Annotated in this window: 20 protein-coding genes and 2 tRNA genes; 7 read left to right on the top strand and 15 right to left on the bottom strand. The window is 53.3% G+C overall.

Annotated features, from left to right (window positions below):
• Nucleotides 1–141: 141 nt before the first annotated feature.
• The 3 genes from DSM25558_RS24295 to DSM25558_RS24285 all read right to left on the bottom strand — a co-directional run bounded on the left by DSM25558_RS24295 (nt 142) and on the right by DSM25558_RS24285 (nt 3158).
• Nucleotides 142–2130, bottom strand: coding sequence for a bifunctional 2',3'-cyclic-nucleotide 2'-phosphodiesterase/3'-nucleotidase (locus tag DSM25558_RS24295; RefSeq protein ID WP_077107231.1), 1989 nt, complete (start codon nt 2128–2130; stop codon nt 142–144).
• A 131-nt stretch (nt 2131–2261) separates the two neighbouring features.
• Nucleotides 2262–2597: a PilZ domain-containing protein gene (locus tag DSM25558_RS24290; RefSeq protein ID WP_077107230.1), complete on the bottom strand. Its 336-nt coding sequence runs from the start codon at nt 2595–2597 to the stop codon at nt 2262–2264.
• Between the two features lie 93 nt (nt 2598–2690).
• The gene (locus DSM25558_RS24285; RefSeq protein WP_077107229.1) at nt 2691–3158 is read right to left on the bottom strand and encodes a DUF1203 domain-containing protein; all 468 of its coding nucleotides are present in this window, start codon (nt 3156–3158) and stop codon (nt 2691–2693) included.
• 150 nt (nt 3159–3308) lie between these two features.
• On the opposite strand from DSM25558_RS24285, the gene DSM25558_RS24280 reads away from it, so the two are divergent.
• Nucleotides 3309–4193 carry a DUF4344 domain-containing metallopeptidase gene (locus DSM25558_RS24280; protein WP_077107228.1) on the top strand — a complete coding sequence of 295 codons (885 nt, stop codon included), beginning with the start codon at nt 3309–3311 and terminating at the stop codon, nt 4191–4193.
• An 89-nt stretch (nt 4194–4282) separates the two neighbouring features.
• On the opposite strand, the gene sseA is transcribed toward DSM25558_RS24280, so the two are convergent.
• The 4 genes from sseA to DSM25558_RS24260 form a co-directional block, all read right to left on the bottom strand.
• Nucleotides 4283–5704, bottom strand: a complete 1422-nt coding sequence (sseA, locus tag DSM25558_RS24275; RefSeq protein ID WP_077107227.1) for a 3-mercaptopyruvate sulfurtransferase — start codon at nt 5702–5704, stop codon at nt 4283–4285.
• A 17-nt stretch (nt 5705–5721) separates the two neighbouring features.
• Nucleotides 5722–6459, bottom strand: a complete 738-nt coding sequence (locus tag DSM25558_RS24270; RefSeq protein WP_077107226.1) for an alanyl-tRNA editing protein — start codon at nt 6457–6459, stop codon at nt 5722–5724.
• A gap of 12 nt (nt 6460–6471) precedes the next feature.
• Complete coding sequence (locus DSM25558_RS24265) at nt 6472–7509, bottom strand: cysteine synthase A (RefSeq protein ID WP_077107225.1); 1038 nt, start codon at nt 7507–7509, stop codon at nt 6472–6474.
• A 121-nt stretch (nt 7510–7630) separates the two neighbouring features.
• Nucleotides 7631–9079, bottom strand: coding sequence for a cryptochrome/photolyase family protein (locus DSM25558_RS24260; protein WP_077107224.1), 1449 nt, complete (start codon nt 9077–9079; stop codon nt 7631–7633).
• Between the two features lie 188 nt (nt 9080–9267).
• Between DSM25558_RS24260 and DSM25558_RS24255 the strand changes: the two genes are divergently transcribed.
• Nucleotides 9268–9534, top strand: coding sequence for a DUF982 domain-containing protein (locus DSM25558_RS24255; protein WP_077107223.1), 267 nt, complete (start codon nt 9268–9270; stop codon nt 9532–9534).
• Nucleotides 9535–9914: 380 nt separating this feature from the next.
• The gene (locus tag DSM25558_RS24250; RefSeq protein WP_077107245.1) at nt 9915–10289 is read left to right on the top strand and encodes a TIGR02594 family protein; all 375 of its coding nucleotides are present in this window, start codon (nt 9915–9917) and stop codon (nt 10287–10289) included.
• Between the two features lie 15 nt (nt 10290–10304).
• On the opposite strand, the gene DSM25558_RS24245 is transcribed toward DSM25558_RS24250, so the two are convergent.
• Nucleotides 10305–10535 carry a hypothetical protein gene (locus tag DSM25558_RS24245; RefSeq protein WP_077107222.1) on the bottom strand — a complete coding sequence of 77 codons (231 nt, stop codon included), beginning with the start codon at nt 10533–10535 and terminating at the stop codon, nt 10305–10307.
• A 33-nt stretch (nt 10536–10568) separates the two neighbouring features.
• Here DSM25558_RS24245 and DSM25558_RS24240 point away from each other — a divergent pair, with 33 nt between their 5' ends.
• A complete protein-coding gene (locus DSM25558_RS24240; RefSeq protein WP_244554300.1) occupies nt 10569–11003 on the top strand; it encodes a DUF2934 domain-containing protein in 435 nt (144 codons plus the stop codon).
• A 34-nt stretch (nt 11004–11037) separates the two neighbouring features.
• Here DSM25558_RS24240 and DSM25558_RS24235 read toward each other — a convergent pair whose 3' ends face one another.
• Together DSM25558_RS24235 and DSM25558_RS24230 are read right to left on the bottom strand one after the other, a co-directional pair.
• Nucleotides 11038–11358, bottom strand: coding sequence for a hypothetical protein (locus tag DSM25558_RS24235; protein ID WP_077107220.1), 321 nt, complete (start codon nt 11356–11358; stop codon nt 11038–11040).
• Nucleotides 11359–11472: 114 nt separating this feature from the next.
• Nucleotides 11473–11547, bottom strand: a tRNA-Asn gene (locus tag DSM25558_RS24230).
• Nucleotides 11548–11722: 175 nt separating this feature from the next.
• Between DSM25558_RS24230 and DSM25558_RS24225 the strand changes: the two genes are divergently transcribed.
• On the top strand, nt 11723–12007 hold the full coding sequence (locus DSM25558_RS24225) for a hypothetical protein (protein ID WP_077107244.1): 285 nt from the start codon (nt 11723–11725) through the stop codon (nt 12005–12007).
• Here the strand turns inward: DSM25558_RS24225 and DSM25558_RS24220 are convergent.
• A complete protein-coding gene (locus DSM25558_RS24220) occupies nt 11994–12641 on the bottom strand; it encodes an exopolysaccharide biosynthesis protein (protein WP_077107219.1) in 648 nt (215 codons plus the stop codon). The two genes, DSM25558_RS24225 and DSM25558_RS24220, sit on opposite strands and share 14 nt — an antisense overlap.
• Nucleotides 12642–13104: 463 nt before the next feature.
• Here DSM25558_RS24220 and DSM25558_RS24215 point away from each other — a divergent pair, with 463 nt between their 5' ends.
• A complete protein-coding gene (locus tag DSM25558_RS24215; protein ID WP_077107218.1) occupies nt 13105–13692 on the top strand; it encodes a YqaA family protein in 588 nt (195 codons plus the stop codon).
• Between the two features lie 203 nt (nt 13693–13895).
• Nucleotides 13896–13969 (top strand) — tRNA-Pro (locus tag DSM25558_RS24210).
• 364 nt (nt 13970–14333) lie between these two features.
• On the opposite strand, the gene DSM25558_RS24205 is transcribed toward DSM25558_RS24210, so the two are convergent.
• The 4 genes from DSM25558_RS24205 to DSM25558_RS24190 all read right to left on the bottom strand — a co-directional run bounded on the left by DSM25558_RS24205 (nt 14334) and on the right by DSM25558_RS24190 (nt 19968).
• The gene (locus tag DSM25558_RS24205; protein WP_077107217.1) at nt 14334–14756 is read right to left on the bottom strand and encodes a hypothetical protein; all 423 of its coding nucleotides are present in this window, start codon (nt 14754–14756) and stop codon (nt 14334–14336) included.
• Nucleotide 14757: 1 nt separating this feature from the next.
• Complete coding sequence (locus DSM25558_RS24200) at nt 14758–16467, bottom strand: hypothetical protein (protein ID WP_077107216.1); 1710 nt, start codon at nt 16465–16467, stop codon at nt 14758–14760.
• 329 nt (nt 16468–16796) lie between these two features.
• On the bottom strand, nt 16797–18641 hold the full coding sequence (locus tag DSM25558_RS24195) for a hypothetical protein (RefSeq protein ID WP_077107215.1): 1845 nt from the start codon (nt 18639–18641) through the stop codon (nt 16797–16799).
• Nucleotides 18634–19968, bottom strand: coding sequence for a tyrosine-type recombinase/integrase (locus DSM25558_RS24190; RefSeq protein WP_077107214.1), 1335 nt, complete (start codon nt 19966–19968; stop codon nt 18634–18636). The genes DSM25558_RS24195 and DSM25558_RS24190 overlap by 8 nt, the downstream gene beginning before the upstream one ends.
• Between the last annotated feature and the right edge of the window lie 432 nt (nt 19969–20400).

Genomic DNA, 20400 nt, shown 5'->3' with positions numbered 1-20400 from the left:
AATATTGAGAGCATGTCACGCTCGTCCCGCGGCGGATTTACGACAAAGATCGGCAACGTCTAAAATAATAGTATGGACACGGTAAAATCTGCGAGAGCGTAAGGCGCGCCTGGTAAAGCGCGCCTCCAAATTATCCAGCCATCAAAGAATCAGGCGGAACTTTGCAAATCCCTCAGCGCCATCCCCGGCTTCCTCGATCTTCGCGCCCTTGACGTCCTTGGCGTATTGACGGGCCTTTGGACCGGTTTCGAAAATTGCGGTCGTGTTGGCAACGGGTGCAAAGGACCAGTTGTCGTCTGCGGCTGGATTGATGGTGCCCTGGCTGATGATGTAGCGCACGATGACATCGCGGTTGGTGTCAGGTGCAACGAAGATGATCTTGTCCGAGGCGATACCGGGGAACTTGCCACCGCCGCTGGCGCGGTAATTGTTCGTCGCCACGACGAATTTCTGTTCGCGGTCGATCGGCTTGCCTTCGAATTGCAGGCCGACGATGCGGTTACTGCCAGGGTTGATCGACTTGCCATCCTTGTCGAACTTCGGCGGCTTCGACACATCGATCTGATAGGTCACGCCGTCAATGACATCGTAGTTGTAGGACGGGAAGTCGTTGTTCAGGAGCGGTGCGTCCTTGGCACCTGCTTCCACCGTCTTGAACATGCCCGCCGACATTTCCAGCCAGTCTTTGACCTGCGCACCAGTGATCAGCACGGCCTGAACGGTGTTGGGGTAGAGGTAGAGGTCGGCAACGTTCTTGATGGCGATGTCACCGGCAGGGACATCGGTGTAATAATCCGCACCGCCGCGTCCACCGGACTTAAAGGGAGCCGCCGCTGAGAGCACCGGCAGGTCCTTGTATTGGCCCTCCTTCAGCATGTCCTTGATGTACCAGGTCTGGGCGTTGGACACGATCTGAACGGATGGATCATCCGCGACCAGTGCGAAATAGGAATAGAGCGGCGCGGACGTCTTGCCCACGGGGCGGCGGACATAGGCCAGCGTTGCTTCGTGATCCGTCTTGACGGCTGCGATGATCTCCGGCTTGTCCTTCACGTCGGCAACGATCTTGCGGTTATCATCGCGATGGTAGATCGGGCGCGCTTCGGTGGTGAAGTCCACGATCTTCCAGTTTTTGCCGTCTTTTTCCAGCAGCAGATCGATAAGGCCCATATGCGAGCCCCAGAAGCCGGCCATGACGGCAGGCTTGCCCATCAACGTGCCTTTGACTGGATCGGCACCTTCGATGCCATCCCAGGTCTTGGGGCCGGGGAAGACGAGATGCTGGTGACCGGTAAAGACGGCATCGATGTCTTTGACGCCAGCGAGATAGAGCGAGGCATTTTCCATGCGGTCGCTCTGGCCTTTGCCTTCGATACCGGAGTGGGACAAAGCGATGATGATATCGGCACCCTGTTCCTTCATGACCGGGACCCAGGCTTTGGCGGCATCGACGATATCGCGCGTCTGTGCCTTGCCTTCGAGGTTCTTGGCGTCCCACATCATGATCTGCGGCGGCACGAAGCCGATGATGCCGACCTTGACCGGGCTGGTCGCACCGGAGCCGTCCTTGATCTGTTTTTCGAGGATGACATAGGGCTTGAAGAAGAGGTCGTCTTGTTTGGGGTCGGAAGCGAGCTGGCCATTTGTCAGGTTAGCGCAGACATAAGGGAAGCTGGCACCGCCCAGCGTGTTGAACATGAAATCGAGCCCGTAATTGAACTCGTGGTTTCCAAGCGTGCCGCAATCGTAACCCAGCACGTTCATGGCGTTGATAACAGGGTGTTTGTCACCGGCTTTCATGCCGCGCTCGTAAGCGATGTAATCGCCCAGCGGGTTGCCCTGAAGGAAATCGCCATTGTCGACCAGCATCGAATTTCCGGCCTCAGCGCGGATGCTGTCGATGATGGAGGCGGTGCGCGCCAGGCCCAGCGTGTCGTTCGGCTTGTCGGCGTAATAATCATACGGGAAAACGTGGACGTGAATATCCGTCGTTTCCATGATGCGCAGATGCGCCTGGTTGCCCTGCGCACGGGCTGCAAACGGGTGTAGCATGACGAGCGCGGAGGAGGCCGCGATGCCGCCCAGCAAGGAGCGGCGCGTGATGGGATGAAGGCCGATAAGCGAAGACATGGAAACACCTCGAATGAATTCAGGCTGTACGAAAAGACCGCAGCCTAAAGCGAATTATCGAGGAGTCCATCATCAAAATAACAGGGTTATGACTTGTCCCTGAATTTTAAACCATCTGGTAAAAAATCATTTCATCGTGCCAGTGTCGGTTTCACGTCCTCGTGGAAAAAGCGGAAGTAGGAGGAAAGCTGCGCCAACGTGTTTGTCGAAAGTTTTAGTTGCAGACCGAGCCGGTTCATGTGCTGCCACTGCACCGTGCCTTCTATGAAGCCGAGGTCGTCACTCTGCACCTTCACCCGGCTTCCTTTGGCGGCGGCGAAAGATCCGTCCAGCTCCAGCGCCATGCCGGTGGCCGAAAGATCGACCACGCGGCCTGTCACCGACTGATTGAAATACTGAACTGTACCGTAGATACGTGTCTGGCTGCGGCCTGCGCCGCGGTTTTGCATGTTCAGATTACCGGTCATATAGCGCTCCCCAATTGTTTCCCTGTGCCAGAATTGCACGGAAGATTTGAAAGCCGTTTATGATTTTCGGTAAAATTACGCGCAATTCAAAATTCAGCTACGGTCGATCCGGCATTGATAGCAATTGTTGCGGGCGGAGCGTACATGCACATAGGCGATGTCGTCTCTGGCAAGAAGCTCTTGCGCATATGTCGATATCCGGTCGGTCGGCGTTACCGCACCCGTGCCGTAAACGATGCGGTCATTGAAACCGTAGCCGCGGACGATGTAGTCCGGGCTCTCGAGCATGGGCGGGAGAATTTCCTGCGCTTCGTAATGGCTGCAAGCCTCGGCATGAATAAAAATCGGACCGGTTTCGGCAAATGGTTGCAGGTCAGGAAATGGACGGTAGGCCAAGAGGAGCATGGCTTCGCCGTCCTCTATCTGACCGAGGCACACACGGCAGGGGTAGGTTCCTGCTGCGATCGAGTGCTCCGGTTTCTGGCCGTTGGCATCTGGATTACCATTGCGAAAGGCTTCTGCCTCGGCGGCGTCCATGGCGGTAAATACAATCTTGGTCATAGCGGCTCCTTTGCGTTGCTTGTTTGTCGCTATGCCTTTCAAACATTCGTGTATCCACCCGTTTCTTGCGCCAGCAGGCAACTACCCCATTGCTTGTGCCGTTCAGTTTAGCGATCAATCAAACGTCCTCATTTTGGAAAGTTGACGTAAATGCTGCGCAGGTTGATGACCGCTACCCTGGTCACCGTTTTTTCTCTCACGATACCTGCCGCCCACGCGCAAACAGCGCCTGCGCTCGATGATTTATCCGACGAACAGTTGCAGCAGACGGTGAATTTCGTCATCGGTAACGCGATTTTTAGCCTCTACCATGAGGCCTCACGGATGCTGATTTCCGATTTTTCCCTATCGGAAACGGGAGCGGGAAAAGATACGGCCGATCAGCTGGCGGCAACGATGATGCTGGAGGCGAATGAGGAGTGGCTGGATACGGCCATCGTCAATGCCACGGATAGCTGGTATCTCGCGCGCTCCGCACCGGCTCTGCCGGACCATAATACGCCGATTTATTCGGCACTTGTTCCCAACAAGACGCGTGACAGCCAGATGGCCTGCCTGATGGTGGGCAAGGACGCCGGTGGTTATGGTGATCTGGCCGATATGATGGGACTGCCCAAGGCTGAGTGGAAGGCTTGCGAGACGGCCTATCCGCAAACCGTTGCCTATTGGAACGAAACTCTGAAGCCGCATGCGGCCAAGGCGGGGACCACAAAGTTTGTCACCAGCTATGAGCCGGCCCGCGATCCGTTTCTGGATATTTACGCGACCATCGTAAAAGAATCGAAGGTACTGGACCTCATCGCGCGCAGCTTTAGCGCCTATGATCTCAAAGGTGAGGTCAAATTGACGGCCCGCACATGTGGACGACCGGATGTCTACTGGTCAGCCGAGAAGCGCGAAATCACCTATTGCTACGAAATGGCCAAGTTCCACGGCGAACTCATCGCTGCTCATCTTGCGGCTGGCGGTGCGGAGAAAGAAAGCGAGCCGGCGAAAGAAATTCCGACGGCTGTGAATTTGGGGCAAGAGCTTTAAGAGAGCGTAGCTATCTTGATCTAAGCAGCCCGTGAAGCTTTGCCCGATGGGCAAAGCAATTGTTTACGAGGGGAGTGCGCGGTGAGCGCTCAGCCCCGTCTGGATATTTCCAGAAATTCACTGTCCGTCAAAGGCTCGACCCACGTCTCGTAGGTGCTGACAGGCGAAAAGCCCATCATTTGGTAGAGCTGAAGCGCGCGGGGATGGTCCAGCGTATTGGTGGAGACCGTGACCCGTTGCGGATTGTCCTGCCATGCCTGGTAAAGGGCCTGCAGCAGGAACCATTTCCCCACGCCTGCACCGATCGCCTCTTCCATCAGGCCGAAATAGGAGAGATCCGTGACCTCTTCGCTGGTCTTGAACAGTTCGAAAAAGCCGGCAGGCGATCCATTCATATAGAGAACAGTCACGCAGCTTCGTGGGTCACGCAGAAGTGCTGTCAGTTCGGCATCGTTCATGCGCATGCGGGTTTGCCAATGCCAGCGCTTTCCAACGCGCCAGTAAAGGTAGCGATAGAAATGCAGCGGAATGTCAGTGGTGCGCATGATCGCGGTCTGGATATTGACCGGCACCGCAAGGCTGACCTTGGGCGCGGACGTCATTTCCAGCTGGGTGACATTGGCCTTGATTGGCCCTTGGATAGGAGTTGGGACCGGCTCGGCGGGTCCGGTGGCAATGGCAGTATCCGGCTTGGATCCCCATTCTGCCCATGAGCCGTCGTAAAGCGAATTGTCCGTGTGGCCGAGCGATTCCAGCGCAAGCGTGATAACCGCAGCCGTCACGCCGGAGCCACAGCTGGTGACGACCGGCTGTGTGAGGTCGATGCCCGCATCCGATATCATCTTGCGGATCGTCGGCAGGTCCTTGAAGTGGCCGTTTTCGGAAAAGGCGGTGGCGGGCAGGTTGCGCGCACCCGGCATATGGCCAGAGCGCATGCCAGCGCGTGGCTCCGCTTCCTCACCGGTGAAACGACCTGCGCCGCGTGCATCGGCAATCTGGTCTTCACCGCCGTCAACCAGCGCCCGCATGTGCGAGAACGATGTTACACGCTTGGCATCGAAATGCGGCTCGAAGGTTGCTGGCTCGATAGGCTGCGTACCGGCTTCCACCGGCTTGCCCGCGGCTTTCCAGCCATCTAGACCGCCATCCAGCACATACACCTTCTCAGCGCCCATCACGCGCAGCATCCACCACACGCGTGGCGCGGAAAAGAAGCCCGGACCGTCATAGACGACAATCGTGTCGCTCTCACCAATCCCGAGTTTGCCGACTTCATCCGCAAAAAACTGCGGCGAGGGCAGGGAGTGGGGCAGGCCGGTCGCGTGGTCGGCAATCACGTCCTGATCGAAGAAGACAGCGCCCGGAATGTGGCCCGCTTCGAATTCTTCTTTTCCGTTTCGCTTATGCGCGGGCAAATACCAGGAGGCATCGACCAATCGAAAATGTGGGGTGCCAAGCTGCTGCTCAACCCAGTCCGCCGAAACGACGAAACGGCTCTTATCCGTGCTCACAATAGTTCTCCCAGAAATCAGGCGGATGTGTCGGGTTTGCCGAAACGAATTCGGAAACGGCGATTCTCTTTGCCTTTCTTTTCGATCTTGGCGATGTGGATTTCACCCACTTCCTGCGTCTGGGCAACATGAGTGCCTCCGCAAGGCTGGCTGTCAACAGCGGAATTTTCGCCGATGCAGACAAGACTGACGCGTCCAAGCCCAAGCGGCGGATGGACATTCTTGGATTTGACGATATCCGGATTCGCGCCGAGTTCTTCATCCGTGATCCATTTCAGGAAGACCGGATGGTTTTCTTCGACCAAAGCCATCAGCCTGGCCGTCACTTCGTCCTTGTCGATGGTCTCGGACATGTCGAAATCGACACGCGATTCATCTTCGCCAACCGATGCTCCGGTGATCGGCCATGGACAGACGACGGACAGCAGATGGCAGGCGGTGTGCATACGCATCAGCTTGTAGCGACGCGGCCAATCGACGTGAAGCGTCAGTTTCTCGCCGACGTCGGGAGATCGTTGTCCCTCGTTGGGGACATGGATGATGATGCTTTTGTCTGAGCCATGCTTGGCAGGCCCAAGCATGATCTTAGAGCCATCTGCTCGCTCGAGATAACCGGTATCGCCGGGTTGACCGCCGGAAGTGGCATAAAAGCAGGTCTGATCCAGCTCTATGCCGCCGTCTTCATGAACCTGTGTCACCACCGCTTCGCACGTGGAAAGATAGAAATCGTCACGAAACAGGGCATTCACAGGCATATGGCATCGACCTCAGACGGTTTCGTACGGAACCGAAACCTCCCGCTTTTCCAACAACCATGCGGGCAGGGGAAGCCCCTTGGACCGCAGGAAATCAGGGTTGAAAAGCTTCGACTGGTAACGGTTGCCGTAGTCACAAAGTATGGTGACGATTGTATGCCCCGGACCGAGGTCGTGGGCAAGCCGAATTGCACCTGCGACATTGATTCCGCTGGAACCGCCGAGGCAAAGCCCCTCTGTCGTTACCAGATCGTAAAGAACAGGCAGGGCTTCCGCATCGGTAATACGGTAGGAGAAATCCGGTTCAAAACCTTCCAGATTTGCCGTGATACGCCCCTGACCGATACCTTCGGTGATGGACGAGCCTTCGGATTTCAGCATGCCGTTCTTGTAGAACTCGAAAAGGGCGGCACCCTCCGGGTCGGCAAGGCCGATCTTGATATCGGGGTTGAAGTCACGCAGACCATCCGCCACGCCAGCCAATGTGCCGCCAGACCCCACCGCGCATACAAAGCCATCGACTTTACCATCCGTCTGGTCCCAGATTTCCGGTGCCGTGGTTTCGATATGGGCCTGGCGGTTGGCGATATTGTCGAACTGGTTTGCCCAGACCGCGCCGTTAGGGTCGCTCGCCGCCAGTTGCTTTGCCAGTCGGCCGGAAACCTTCACATAGTTGTTGGGGTTGGAATAAGGGGCCGCCGGAACCTCGATCAGCTGTGCGCCGAGCAGTTTAAGCGCATCCTTCTTTTCCTGGCTCTGCGTTTCAGGAATAACGATGACCGTCTTGTAACCCAGCGCGTTAGCAACCAAGGAAAGGCCGATGCCGGTGTTGCCAGCCGTACCTTCGACAATGGTGCCGCCGGGACGCAATTGTCCGCGGCGTTCCGCATCGCGAATGATGTAGAGCGCTGCTCTATCCTTGACGGACTGGCCGGGGTTCATGAACTCGGCCTTGCCGAGAATTTCGCAACCCGTCGCCTCTGATGCCGCGTTGAGGCGGATGAGCGGAGTGTTGCCGATTGCCGTAAGCACAGAGGTATGAATGGTCATGATTGGCCTTCTCGTTCAGTCCGCGAATAGATGCCGTTATCTCCTCGCCTCTGCCCGTTGTGACAAGAAAATTTCTTCCAGTGAACGGGGGCGAGAAGCAAAATTTTGCCGATACCCTGTTTTACCCGCTTTTCTTGATCGCGGAATAGGCTTCCAGAGCGTATTGCCGGGCCTGAGCGTGATCAACAACCGGCTTTGGATAGTCCTTACCAAGCTCGATATTTGCTTTCTTCAATATGTCTTTTGGAGCATCGAACGGCTTGTGGATGAACTTCTTATCCAGCTTGGATAGTTCCGGAACGAAGGTTTTGACATATTCACCATCCGCATCGAATTTCTCTCCTTGAAGGATGGGGTTGAAAATACGAAAGAACGGCGAAGCGTCGGCACCGGATCCTGCCACCCACTGCCAATTGGCTGCGTTAGAAGCGGGGTCGGCATCCACAAGCGTGTCGCGAAACCATTTCTCGCCTTCGCGCCAGTCGATCAGCAGGTGTTTGATGAGAAAGGAAGCTGTGATCATGCGGACGCGATTGTGCATCACGCCGTGCTTCCAAAGCTGGCGCATGCCTGCATCGACGATTGGATAGCCGGTCATTCCTTTTTTCCATGCCTGAAATTTCGCAGTGTCGGTTTTCCATTCGAAGGCATCGAAGCTGTCATTCCAGTTCTTCTCATCCAGTTCGGGAAAATGGAAAAGAAGATGGTAGCAAAATTCCCGCCAGACGATTTCCTTGCGAAAACGGCTCAGATCATGGGACGGGATAGTGTGCGAAAGTCCGCGCGTGGCATGCCAGACTTGCGCAGGCGATATTTCGCCCATGGCCAGATGCGGCGACAGCATGGATGTCGCAGGCTTGGCAGGAAAATCACGTGCTTCCTCGTAGCCCTTTAACGTCGCGTCGACAAAGCTTTCGAGCTTTTCAAAGGCGCTATCTTCTCCCGGTGTCCAGACGTCTGAGAAATCTTTTGCCCAATCAGGTTTCTTCGGCAGCAGGTTCCAATCATCCAGCTTTTCGGATTTGGGCCAGCTTGAGGGGGAGATAAGCTTTGACGGCGCGGATAGAGGTTCGCTTGGTTCCTCTCCAGCTTCGATCGCCCGCCAGAACGGCGTGTACACGCGGTAAGGGCCGCCGGATTTCGTCTTCAGTTTGGATGGTTCATGGAGGAGATGTCCCGCAAAACTCTCGACCTCAAAACCGTCATCCCGGAAATTTTTCTTGATCCGGCTATCAACTTCAATCCCCTGCGGATCGTAACGCCTGTTCCAGAAAATGGCGCCGGCACCGGTGTCTGAAAGAAGCTTTTTCAGCACTGTTTCCGGCTCACCATTGAGCAAAACCAGCCTGCTGCCAGCCTTCTTCAGCGCTGCGGAGAGAGCCGCCAGCGAGTGATGTAGCCACCACTCCTGAGCGCTTCCCAAAGCGCCACTCGTTCTGTTTTTCTCATCACGGATGTAGACGGGAATCACCGACCCGCCATGCGCGGCGGCGGCTGCGAGCGCGTGGTTGTCGGCAATGCGTAAGTCCTTGCGAAACCAAAGAATAACAGGATTTTTATGTTCGGTCATGCGCCCACTCTGTTCACTTCAGATTGAATGATTGTTGAAGAGCTTTGTTCCCGCAGTGGGTTATAATAAGCCCGCTCAGAGGAGTGAGATTCGGTCGAAGAGTTATTGTCTCTTGAAACCATTTTAAGCGGAACCATATGCCGGGTTCAACGTTAGTGGCGGGTTAATTGAGTATGGAAGTCCAATCAATGATGCTGAACGACGTCAAATGGGAAACCCCAGTGGTCATCTCTCTGGAAAACGGTGCCCCTAGAACCTTCAATGGCGCTTACGAGGCCTTCGATTTTTTACAACACGAATGGCCCAGCCGACAGGGCAAGGTATATGAGCAGGCTTTGAGATTATGCAGGGCCTCCCTTATGGGCAGCGTCGGTGGCGAGATCGCCCGTACCGCATTCGTCGAAGCAAGCCGTGATGCACATTGCCTCGTGGAGACCCACAAACTCGCATCCTGATCGGCACATGTTTATGACCAAGGCCACCCGCTTCACCACGGGTGGCTTTCGCGTTTTCAGATATTGATTTTTCCCTAAAATTGCCCGAACTCAGCGTTTCGTAGAAAAATTTTGTAAGGTTTTGGTAACTTTTGTTCTAATTTTTGCCTATATCTGGTCAAATTGTCGCTGAATTAGGCGAATAGACCAAAACTCGGCAGCGACGAGTAGCCAAGCTAGCGTCTTCTACTGCTACACTTTGAATATGCATATAGGACTTCTGACGGGGCAGAGGCGAAGTCCGCGTGCTTCTAAAGGGCGAGAATTTGAAAGTAACTGCGTACGTTCTGGCCGCTGCTCTTTGCGCGGCTTTCACTGCACCTGCATCTGCATCGGCTGGCATGCTCAATCAAGCGGAGCGATATTCCGGGCTCCACGAAGGAAAAAACAACAAAACGCTGAAGGCAATTTTAGGGGTCAATCCTCGCAAGACACCATGGTGCGGACATTTTCTCAGTGTCGTCGCAACCAAGTCCGGAAGAGAGCCACCCAAGTCGTCAGCAATCGCGAAATCCTGGACGTCCTTCGGGTACGCCGTTCCAACGGCTGCCGCTAAACCCGGTGACGTCGTGGTTGTTAGAACCGGCAAGCGTTACCATGCCGGTATCTTGAAAAGCATGGACAACGGAACCGCCCAGATACTCGGTGGAAACCAGTCTGGACGCGTTCAGGTATCCAACTTCAGCCGCAAATCGATCGTTTCGGTTCGCCGCTAGCTTCCAACTTTTGATTTAAGGCTGCTCGCGTGTGCCGGGAGCAGCATCGCGCTGATCATCGTCTTCCAGATCAGTTGCGACGATGAAAGCATCCTCGTGCTGGCGCGCCGCCTGGCGGCGTGCGCGCAGGTTTATTGCCTCATCTGGATCGATCTCTTCAGCATCACCTTTAAGCTCACGCTCAGTGTGAAAATCCGCGACGTCCTTGTCGTCGATATCCAGTGATTTCGTTTGTTTGTCATCCATAACGCAACTCCTTCTATGTCCTTTCTAACGAGGATGGGTGTTGCGAAGTTCCGTGCAGGATTGTTTTACGCCGCAGGAACAAAATATTGCGCCTGTTGTTTCATCTCTGACAAACTTGATGGGAGAAAAAACATGACACCCGACCGCGAAGCTAAAATCCGCCAAAAGGCTTACGAAAAATGGGAAAGCGAGGGACGCCAAGAAGGCGAACACGATCGCCATTGGGCAGAAGCGGAGCATGAACTCAACACCGCGATAGAAGATGGGTCTGACCCACATGGCGGCACAGAGTCGCCCGCGGCAGAATCATTGAGCAACGAACGCGCAGAGACTTTGGAAAAAGGCGCAGACGGTGATCTGGACGAAGGTTTGGAAGACAGTTTTCCAGCCAGCGACCCGGTTTCAGCCACGTCTACGACGGTATCCGGTGGGGCTGCGAAAAACAAGAGCTCCTCGCAATCACGTTAAATGACAGCGGCGTCGCGTTAGTAACGTGACGCCGTTATCGCTTTTTCATCCACCAGATAAGCAGGCCGACGCAAAGGAATGCCGTCGGCCAGAAATCAGTGGCCTGATCCCAGGACCAATTCCAGAAATAATAGGCTTCGAGGTGAGGCGGCTGCATATGCACTGAAACCTCATAGTCCCGCTTCTCGCGCCCGTGGAAGTGCCCAGCAGCGAAAGCTAGGCCAATCACCACCGCATCCCGCCACTTTACGATAAGGCGCGCCAGCAGAGCCACAATGGCAGCCATGACGATGGCTTCCAGCATGTGACCAGCCCAATCCCAGTCACGCTGTATCAGCGCCCAATCGATATACATGACACAATCCTGTCGTGACGAGAGTGCTATGTTTCTTACATATGCTGTGTGATTTTGCAGCGATGATATTGCAGTCTTTTCTGCAACATAACCATTTCAACTCTTTAGAAGAAATGGCTCCCCGGGCCGGATTCGAACCGGCGACCTGTCGATTAACAGTCGAATGCTCTACCGCTGAGCTACCAGGGAACGTGCGCTGCTTGGCGCGGTGTGAGCGGGGTAATACAAATGCTTTTCCGTTTTGCCAAGCGGTTTTTTCAAAAAAAATGAAATCCTCTTGTTTTATCCACTGAAGCCCCCATTTTCCGGGCATGTTGGCATCAAAAAAAATTGTGACCGCACTTCCAATCAGAGGCGTATTGAAATGACTTTTGGTCTTCATCCCCAAACGGGGCGTCTTCATCTGGGTAAATGGAGCGTGCCGATGCCGCGTTCGCGAGTCGGACGCATCGTCATCGGCGTTTTGCTCATTATCGGTGGGGTTCTCGGATTTTTGCCGATTCTCGGTTTCTGGATGGTGCCGCTTGGTCTTTTGGTCCTGTCTCAGGATTTGCCCTATGTGAGGCGCAAGCGCAGACGTTTGGCAATCTGGTGGGCAAGGAAGCGGCGCGCTAGAGAAGCGCGCCGTGGGGGCACTATGCGCCCGTGAGGGAGTTGCTGAGCCCTTGTCCGGCCCAGAACGCGCCATATGCCAATGCAGCAAAATAAATCGTCGTCAGAACCAGAAACATATAGCCGCCCAAAACGGTCGCTCCATCCCGCTGGATCATTCCAGCGGAGAAGAGCAGGATCGCCACGCCAGGCAGGGTGTTGGAAAAAGGCACGAAGCCAAGCGGCATCATCAGCAAAACGCCAGCCGTCATGATGGCAAGGCCATTGACGCGTGCCATGACCGTACCGGTGGTGAAGGCGGGCAGGCGAGGGCGCATATAGCGGTCGAGCTTGGACACGATGCTCACGCCCTTTTGCAGAGCCGGAACAAGGCGAGCCGTTTCCATTTGTTTATCCAGAATGCGCCGTGGCAGCCATGGAAGCCGATTGAGTGTAATCGCCAGGCTGATCATGACGATAGCTGCGCCAAACACGGTACTGACGCCAGGAATAGAAACTGGAATGAGAAACGGCAGACAGGCGATGGCGCACATCAACAAGAGCCCTTGCTCGCCAATTGCTTCCATCAGCTCGCGCAGGGTAATGGTTTTGCCACTCAAATTACCGATGAGCCTCTGCAAGACCGTGCTGAGGCTCTCGGATGTATCGGTAAAAGTGAAGTTCTGCGTCATGCTCTATCCCGAAGCTATTTCAATGCGGGATAGATAACATTCAAGAAATGGCATGCCTATGGCAAACACAATCGTCCATGGCAATTGCGCTTGGTCATAGCATCATCTTTTGGTCGGTCTCATGCTCTTCAGTGTGAAACCCAGGAGCTATAGGCTCCGGCCAGAAGCACCGCAAAAAGAAGCCCGATAATAAAAGGGTTGAGCGAAGTAACGAAGCCAAGATAGTCCATAACTATTTCCTCCTCCATTTGTCCCGTCTTTATTCTACATCAAATCAAGAAAGCTAACCAGTATAAGTTGAATTTTTATTGCAATGCACCATGATTTGCGGAAGCTGCTGGAAAGACGGCTGTGTGGAGTTGCTGCGGTGCGAAAATCAAATAGAGCGCGTGCCTCATTATTGCCCCGCAATATTTGCCATAGGCCAGCGGTACGGTTAAATCAGCCGGTGAAGGGGTTCGGAATGCTCAAAGGATTATATGCCTGGACAATGGCGCTTGCGGCCAAGAAAACCGCCGTCTGGTGGTTGGCCATTGTCGCATTCGTCGAAAGTTCGATTTTCGTTGTCCCTGCGGATGTTCTTTTCATCCCCATGGTCCTGGCAAAACCAAAGCGCGCCATGTTCTATGCCTTGGTGGCAACGATAGCATCGGTCCTAGGCGGAATAGCAGGGTGGTATCTCGGCCATTACGCGTTCGAGAGTGTCGCGCGGCCCATACTTGAGTTCTACGGCAAGCTCGACAGCTTCGAGCACATGAAGGCGTCCGTGGACTACAACACGATCCTGCTGCTGCTGATAACGTCCGGTATCGCGCACCTGCCGCCTATCAAGGTTGTAACGATTCTCTCCGGTGCCGCCAATATCAGCCTTGGCCTGTTCATCCTGTCTGCAGTCGTTACCCGCGCTGCTCGTTTTTTCATTCTCGCGGGACTGCTACAACGCTATGGTGAACCGATCCGTCACTTCATCGAGAAACGCCTTGGCCTCATCGCAGCCGTCTTGGCGGCAGCGCTGATTGCGGTCTACGCCACCTATGTCTTTGTCCGGTGACATTAAGGCCGGATTTCATTTGCCCGGCCTTTTTCTTCGAGCCGTTATTTTCCGCTTGCGCATGAAGAGCCATCTATATAAACGCATCACCTGTGTCGGAGCGTAGCGCAGCCCGGTAGCGCACTTGACTGGGGGTCAAGGGGTCGTGGGTTCGTTATACGGGACCATCGATTGTGTTCACCGAGCTACGTAGACACAAGTAACGGAATGTAGCGCAGCCCGGTAGCGCACTTGACTGGGGGTCAAGGGGTCGTGGGTTCGAATCCCGCCATTCCGAGATATTCGAGGGCTAGCTGGTTTATGATCGGCTAGCCCTTTTTAGTTTTTCGTTCTATGTTTTATCTCTACAGCGCTTGATTGGGTACGTAATCCATTGCCGTTGAGCAATTTATGTCAACTTGTCCGCCGATCAGGCGGACCCCTTTTTTCTTCGAACTTAGATGGACCGACCATGGCTACGACTAGGGGAGAGTCCATCTTTCGTTCGAAGAATAAAAAAGCAAAAAAGTCGGGCGGTAGCCCGTCTATAGAAAAAAGTTGTCTTATCCGGTGTCGTATTTTTGTTCAAGTTCCGCCGCGCCAGTTACATCACGATCATGATTGTTCATTTTTCGCTTTAAACGGTGAACATGTGAACAAATTCATCGCTTCAACTGTGGATGTTCGTGGGATGCTTTGGCCTTCTTCTCTAGGAGATGGATTTGATGGGCAGCCTGAGCGAGCCGGGTAAATAGTATTCGGTTAACTAAGTCCTGTTTGGTTTTTTCTGCGAGGAGGCGAGCGATCTGCTGTTGTGTGCTCTCTCGTCTTCTCTTTGCATTCGGTGTTGAAACCGTTTCATCAGCCTCTGTTTGTGTCGCAACTCGCTTACGGATGTGTGGATACTGTGAATTCCGCGTTCCGATGAGCGTTCTCGAATGGCCAGCCTCTAGTGCGACATTAGTGGCGTTTAGCTTCAATAGTTTTCCCTCCGCCTTTTTTGAGCGAAGAACGGGATTCAGGACGTTGCCCGACTCTATCCGAGCAATTGCATTCAGAAAATCGCGATTTATCTCCTCGTTCATTTCAACTTTTCCTTCGCTGTAGATCGGTCAAGATGAGGTCAGCCTGCTTTAAGCGTTTTCGAGCAAAATGGGCGGTGACCGGTTCATCGTGGTCTAGAGCGCTTTTAACATCCGCTTCGGCCTCAGTACGCCGGTTCAGCCAATAAGGTTCACTGCGGCTTGATACGAGAAGGTTAAAGCAACCAGCACAAAGACCAGAATTTCGTTCGCTTTGATTCGGCTTTGTGGCGGTGAGGTCGTAAAAACCAAGCGCTTGGAGGTGACAAGCTGCTGTTTCCGCCCTGAAATGACAATCGCCATGCGCATCCGGCCAAACTTTGATGGCCTCCGATCTTAAAGCACCAGCTACGACACCAACTCGATCAGCCTCTTGGTCACATTCGACGCATAGTGATTTTATCTTTTCGGCTTGTGCTCGGATCACGTCTGCTGTTTTCCCCGCGTACGCCGTTGTCCCGAACACAATCGAAACGATATCCCTTGCTGCCTCCTGCACTGCAGTGTCATCTACAAGCTTGATAAGGGCAGCATCGTTACCATAGTAAGCTCCAGAGACTACGTGTTTCGAAAGATGGTGAAAATGAAGCCTGACTTCTGGTATTCTCGAAGCGTCGGAGCGGATTATGTCATGGGCAAATTTCTTCCGAAATTGATGAGTTGTTATCACCCATCCAGCGAATTTTGGTGGAAGCTCGACATTTCTGGCCATAAATCGTCGCTGATAACGACGCAAAGTCTCAGAGAGAATAGCGCTTACGCCCTTAGGCGTCCGAGCGAGGCCACGTCGCCGAAATACCGAGAGCACCAACCTGTCTGATCCTGTAAGCTGTCGCCAATATCGGAAAAGACGGTATAAAACTTCAACCGCCAACACGGCGTCAGGTTGGTAATCCATGCCGCGAGGTCTGATGCCGATTATCCATTCTGCGGGTTGGGGCTTCGTCTTCTGCTTGTATATAAATCCTGTGATGTAGAACGCTTCTCGGTTTCCGGTTGTTGCGTCGACCATTTTTAGGCAACTTGGCATACCTCGTTCGAAAGGTTCTGCCTGCAGGCCCGCGAACTCATTGATCCTCATCGCCGCAGTGCCTTGTATTAGGCACATCGCTGCACCGAAAAGATCGACAAGAAGCATTCGTAGTTGCTCAATGGGACCCACCTCCCTGGAATGGGCACCATCTTCGTCTTGGTAGTCGACCCGATTTTTCTCCGACAAAGGTGGCCGCCACTCATGCGTTTTTCCGCCATTGTTAAACCGGAATTCGAGTAGGCGGCGGGAAATGTATGGTCCGTAGTTATTACTCGCCCAGTCAAGCGTTCTAGCAACCGCGTGTTCGTAAACTTCGAGAAGAGCAAGAATGTCTGGAGCATGGTTTCGGACCCATTCTATTGAAGCTGCAATCAATGGGTCATAGACTTCGTCGGGCATTGGAGGAATCGTGTCGCCCGTGCGCGAAGTCATCACGGCGGCCCTATCATGTGCGCTTTGGCCTCCTAAAGGATCGCTTTCCAGCCTCATCGACGGGATGGTTTGGAAAAGAACTGACTGTTGGAAAATGCGCCCGCCAATTCCGATCAGAGCACTCAAGCGTCGTTGAAGTAGAGCACTTTCTCCATCTTCGTCGATCTCTATGGTCGCAACAAACTCGGAGTATCTCGTGTAAATGGGTACCGTTAATTCGGAAAACCTGAATATGCCGTTCGTGTGCATCCAATTGATCAGAAGCCTTAAGGCAACTCCTTGGAACTGAAGCGTAGTTCCTTTTGGGTTTTTCCCAGATCGATTGTTATCTTTGATGGAGACTAAGAAGCGTTTTGCGTGACTGAGTAGATTTTGGAACTCAGGGCATCCCCACCGAGTTGTCGGACAATCAAGTCGCCAGTTAAGCGAGACGGTACCTTGCCCAGGGGCATCTGGGGGGAACCTCCATACATCTTCTAGCCAAAAGCTGTACTCAGTTACCCTCGTTATCAGCAACTCCGATTCGTCGAGCAGATAAGCTGAAACCGGGCTTCTTTTTTTGCCGTGCCTTTGCGACATCAATCTACAACCGGGATTGCTGGCAAGTTTAACTGTTTAGCATCTTCTAAATCCAAAGGGCTGAACTTAGGAAGCCACTCGTCGTCCAGAGCCGTCAATTGGATGCGCCAGTGTGTATCCCATCTGTCTGCATGGCCGTATGCCCGGGCCTCTTCAAACCTAGCCCGGAGTTGAAGTAGTCTGAAAAGCGCTTTTGGACGACCGTTGCTTGAGATACCAGCCAATGGACACGCCGGGCACTTGCCGTATGCGCCGCAGAGTCGCCCTTTAGTTTCCGTCGGCCAAGGAGATTCGTATGGGTCCAGGCACAAGAACCCTGGCGTTACAGCGGATTTTTCTAAGACAGTAAGGTTTTGGCCGCGAGGGTCAAATTTACCGTCAGTGTCTAGACGGCGGCTCCGAAACGCCATTTCGAGCGCAAGCAGTTCCCGCCTACGTGATCTCGATCTTGGACTCTCGTAGCTTTGTTCAGCGGTGTATATGGAGTCGTGATTTAGCTTTTCCTTTTGCGCCTGTATGTCGCCCCCCGATATTTCGGACACAAGGTCTGCCCCTGTGGACCGGTTTTGGGACATCGTAATGTGGTCTAGTCCGTTCTCGGCGTTGAACTTCGCTAAGCTCTTACGCCAAAGGGTGCTCCGGTTTTGGCTTTGAAAAGAACCGTGGCCACCACCTTCGTAGGCGAAGACGAACAATTTGTTCAGGTGTTGCGTTCCCAGGAGTGCGCGTGCCCGCATGGTATATTGCCTAATCTCCGCATAAAGATTTTGAGTGCCGTAGCGGTATCCGTCGTTAATCGGGTACGTATGAATTTGATCTTTTGTCCTGCCGCGCCTTTTCCGAGCAGCTGACCTTAGCCGGGTTTTTGGGCTAAATGTGCTTGGTAAGGCGATCTTATCTAATTCTAAAAGCAGTTGACCATCAGGGTTGAAGATCGACTCTTGGTTGAGCAGCAGGATAAAGGGCACCAAGGTTCTCGGGGTAAAGTGAAGATGTCTTAGAACATCGCCTTTCCGATGGTAGGGTGGGCGGAGAGCCCGCTTTAGACCAGGATATTTTTTTGCGAAATCACCCGGGTTGAGCCGATCTTGTTCAGCGACGCTGTAAGCCGCTACACACGTTTTGAAATCGCGAAATGGCGTAACGGTTTTCGAAGTGATGTCGATAGCTTCTATGTCGAATTCGTCTACGTAAGACATCCCCATCGCGAGTTTGTTGAGGACACTGTCGACTTCCTTTAGGCATGCGTGACGTCTGGCTACTAGCTGGGCTTCGGTCATGCCGGTGCGATGTCTGACCTCAAGATGGCTTCCCCCCTCTGGTTTTCGAAATGCCAGTGATGGGTCTAACTGAGAACCGAACGAAGAATTTCGGATGATCCGGAACAAGCGGCGGACAGTCCTGTACCTTGCCACCCACGTTAGTGACGCGAGTTCCGGTCGAGGCAAGCTGCGGAGGGTCAAATCTCCTTTCACCCAATTGTAGAAGAGGTCTGGGATGTCGAGATTTATGTCTTTCAGAATCTGCACATCACGGCCGTAGGTGTTCGCGATTCCGGCCAGAAAATCGAGAAAGGTCGCGACATGGGTGAAAGTTCCCGACCGTGTAGCGGGTTCTTGGCTTAACGCTATTTCATAGAAGGCATGAGCGACGGCACGCGTTACTTCAGGTCTGTGCTGGAAATGACGCCCGAAGTTGAATCGTTGAAATTTGGTTGGGGCATTGTGGTCCACAAAAACGACTTCGAGAACGCCATTCTCCTCCAGAGCGCCTGTTCGCTGCTCGCGCGTTTGGGAGTTCGGGTTCGCACGCCTGAGGTGTAGTCCCATTGACGACTTAGCCATGTCGACCTCCTACATCGTAGCCTCGCATTTTTCCTGCAAGCGCGTCCGAGATAGCTGCTTCATAGAGGGGCATGTGTTGACCATAAGTGTCGACTGTAGTGCTCAGAGTAGCATGACCTAAAAGAGCGCTGACCGTTTTCCAGGGATCGGGATTCCCGCTCCTCTTTAGTTGCCAGTATGTGTTTATAGCGAACGAGTGCCGCTCATCGTGGATCGTATACATGGCCACATGCTGAGTTTGCAGCTCAAAAACCCCACCGGTCTCGATCTGGTTGCCGTTGTTGTCGAACGCGTAGCGGGCTTCGTCTCTTAAAAGTCCTGCCTTGATCACCGCTCGTGTGAAGGCGCGAGATAGCGTATCCTTGGTTGCGGCATTCCCAACGTCTCGATTATTAGCGGACATTCCATTTAAGAAAAGAGCGGCGCTAGGCTGCCTTTTGGGATCGATCAATGCCAGTCTATCTACGATTTCCGCTCGCGTTGTTCTTATGTAGCGCAAGGATACATCTATTAGATGTATTGGCACCATTACTACGCGTAGCTTTGATCTCTTCCCTCTTATATCATAGGAGACAGCATTGTTCGTCGCTCCTGTTCGTGCTCTATCCAAATTGAGGATGTCTAAGAGCGTAATCGAAGCAATTTCCTCAACTCTCATTCCAGTGGTTGCTGCCCATTCCGCCGCTGTGCGGTCTCTCGACGGGGCGACGGTGGTGTCCATAGTGTCGGGCCCCAGGTGCAAGTAGATCAGCTTGCGATGCTCCGATGGAATGAACGATACCTTTTCTCCAAGAGGTGAGCCGTGAATAATTAAATCCGACGGGGCCGAACTCTGCTGAACCGGGTAACCCTGGTATGCTACCGTTGATGCGGTGTCGTCAGCCGCCACGACAGGCTTCGAAACCCACCCTTCTCTAAAAGCGAAGCGATAGAGCGAAATAACGCTCCCCATTCGACGAGATTTTGTATCTTCGTCGTACCTCTTCCCGGTCTGAGGGGAGACGGCCTCCTCCAACGTCGCACGAAAATTAACTAGGTCCTCCCGTGAGGGGGCGAGGATGTCGACGTTGTTGAAATGACAGAACATTCCCCATACGGCCATATCGTCCGCGTAGGAGCGCTGCGTGTTCGCCCATGATTTGTATAAGTTCTTCCTTCTGACGCCGAAGGTGAGTGTAAAGTGATTGAAAAGGCCGATTGGTCGAATTTCATTATCAAAGAGTATGACAAAGTTCGGTGGGAAAATCTGACGCGAGACATCAGGTATCTTCGCCGCCTTCACTCGGTAAATGGGTAGACCTTCGGGTGGTGGAGGGAGACTTTTCATATCGAAATCTGCGGAATGATTGCGTCGCAATATCTGTTGAAAAGCATCCACGCTGCGTCAGAAACCATGGGATTCTCGCCCGCAACCTTCTTGGCTCTTACGCGATTGACCGGGATATTTTCGTCGGCCAAATTTTCCTCCTGGCTCTTCTGCTTCCGAATAGCTGTGTTGAGACTAGATTCAGCTATGTGTCTGAAAAAAAATAGCTTTTCGTAATTAAGTTTATAACAGGAGGGTCTCTTCAGTCGAGAAACAATGTTCCCATCGATGCAATTCACACATAAAAAAATTCTGGAAAAACACTACGGAATTGCTTCATTTTTTAAAAATTTATCCATAGAAACGCGAATAATACACGATTATTGGCGTATTATCTGCTAGATCAGAAGTATATATTTTTTTCAGAATTCCTTGGGGAATAAGTAGAGATAG

Source organism: Agrobacterium sp. DSM 25558, from assembly GCF_900100825.1.
Taxonomy (GTDB): domain Bacteria; phylum Pseudomonadota; class Alphaproteobacteria; order Rhizobiales; family Rhizobiaceae; genus Agrobacterium.
The sequence above is the reverse complement of the archived record's forward strand: the minus strand, read 5'-3'. Positions and strand labels throughout refer to the sequence as shown.

Coding starts and splice junctions, on each gene's coding strand:
- DSM25558_RS24205 (WP_077107217.1), bottom strand. CDS start 14,756: ATGAACGAGGAGATAAATCGCGATTTTCTGAATGCAATTGCTCGGATA.
- DSM25558_RS24215 (WP_077107218.1), top strand. CDS start 13,105: ATGCTCAAAGGATTATATGCCTGGACAATGGCGCTTGCGGCCAAGAAA.
- DSM25558_RS24285 (WP_077107229.1), bottom strand. CDS start 3,158: ATGACCAAGATTGTATTTACCGCCATGGACGCCGCCGAGGCAGAAGCC.
- DSM25558_RS24220 (WP_077107219.1), bottom strand. CDS start 12,641: ATGACGCAGAACTTCACTTTTACCGATACATCCGAGAGCCTCAGCACG.
- DSM25558_RS24265 (WP_077107225.1), bottom strand. CDS start 7,509: ATGACCATTCATACCTCTGTGCTTACGGCAATCGGCAACACTCCGCTC.
- DSM25558_RS24255 (WP_077107223.1), top strand. CDS start 9,268: ATGATGCTGAACGACGTCAAATGGGAAACCCCAGTGGTCATCTCTCTG.
- DSM25558_RS24195 (WP_077107215.1), bottom strand. CDS start 18,641: ATGGCTAAGTCGTCAATGGGACTACACCTCAGGCGTGCGAACCCGAAC.
- DSM25558_RS24280 (WP_077107228.1), top strand. CDS start 3,309: ATGCTGCGCAGGTTGATGACCGCTACCCTGGTCACCGTTTTTTCTCTC.
- DSM25558_RS24235 (WP_077107220.1), bottom strand. CDS start 11,358: ATGTATATCGATTGGGCGCTGATACAGCGTGACTGGGATTGGGCTGGT.
- DSM25558_RS24200 (WP_077107216.1), bottom strand. CDS start 16,467: ATGCACACGAACGGCATATTCAGGTTTTCCGAATTAACGGTACCCATT.
- DSM25558_RS24250 (WP_077107245.1), top strand. CDS start 9,915: ATGCTCAATCAAGCGGAGCGATATTCCGGGCTCCACGAAGGAAAAAAC.
- DSM25558_RS24295 (WP_077107231.1), bottom strand. CDS start 2,130: ATGTCTTCGCTTATCGGCCTTCATCCCATCACGCGCCGCTCCTTGCTG.
- DSM25558_RS24225 (WP_077107244.1), top strand. CDS start 11,723: ATGACTTTTGGTCTTCATCCCCAAACGGGGCGTCTTCATCTGGGTAAA.
- DSM25558_RS24245 (WP_077107222.1), bottom strand. CDS start 10,535: ATGGATGACAAACAAACGAAATCACTGGATATCGACGACAAGGACGTC.
- DSM25558_RS24190 (WP_077107214.1), bottom strand. CDS start 19,968: ATGAAAAGTCTCCCTCCACCACCCGAAGGTCTACCCATTTACCGAGTG.
- DSM25558_RS24240 (WP_244554300.1), top strand. CDS start 10,569: ATGGGTGTTGCGAAGTTCCGTGCAGGATTGTTTTACGCCGCAGGAACA.
- DSM25558_RS24260 (WP_077107224.1), bottom strand. CDS start 9,079: ATGACCGAACATAAAAATCCTGTTATTCTTTGGTTTCGCAAGGACTTA.
- DSM25558_RS24290 (WP_077107230.1), bottom strand. CDS start 2,597: ATGACCGGTAATCTGAACATGCAAAACCGCGGCGCAGGCCGCAGCCAG.
- DSM25558_RS24270 (WP_077107226.1), bottom strand. CDS start 6,459: ATGCCTGTGAATGCCCTGTTTCGTGACGATTTCTATCTTTCCACGTGC.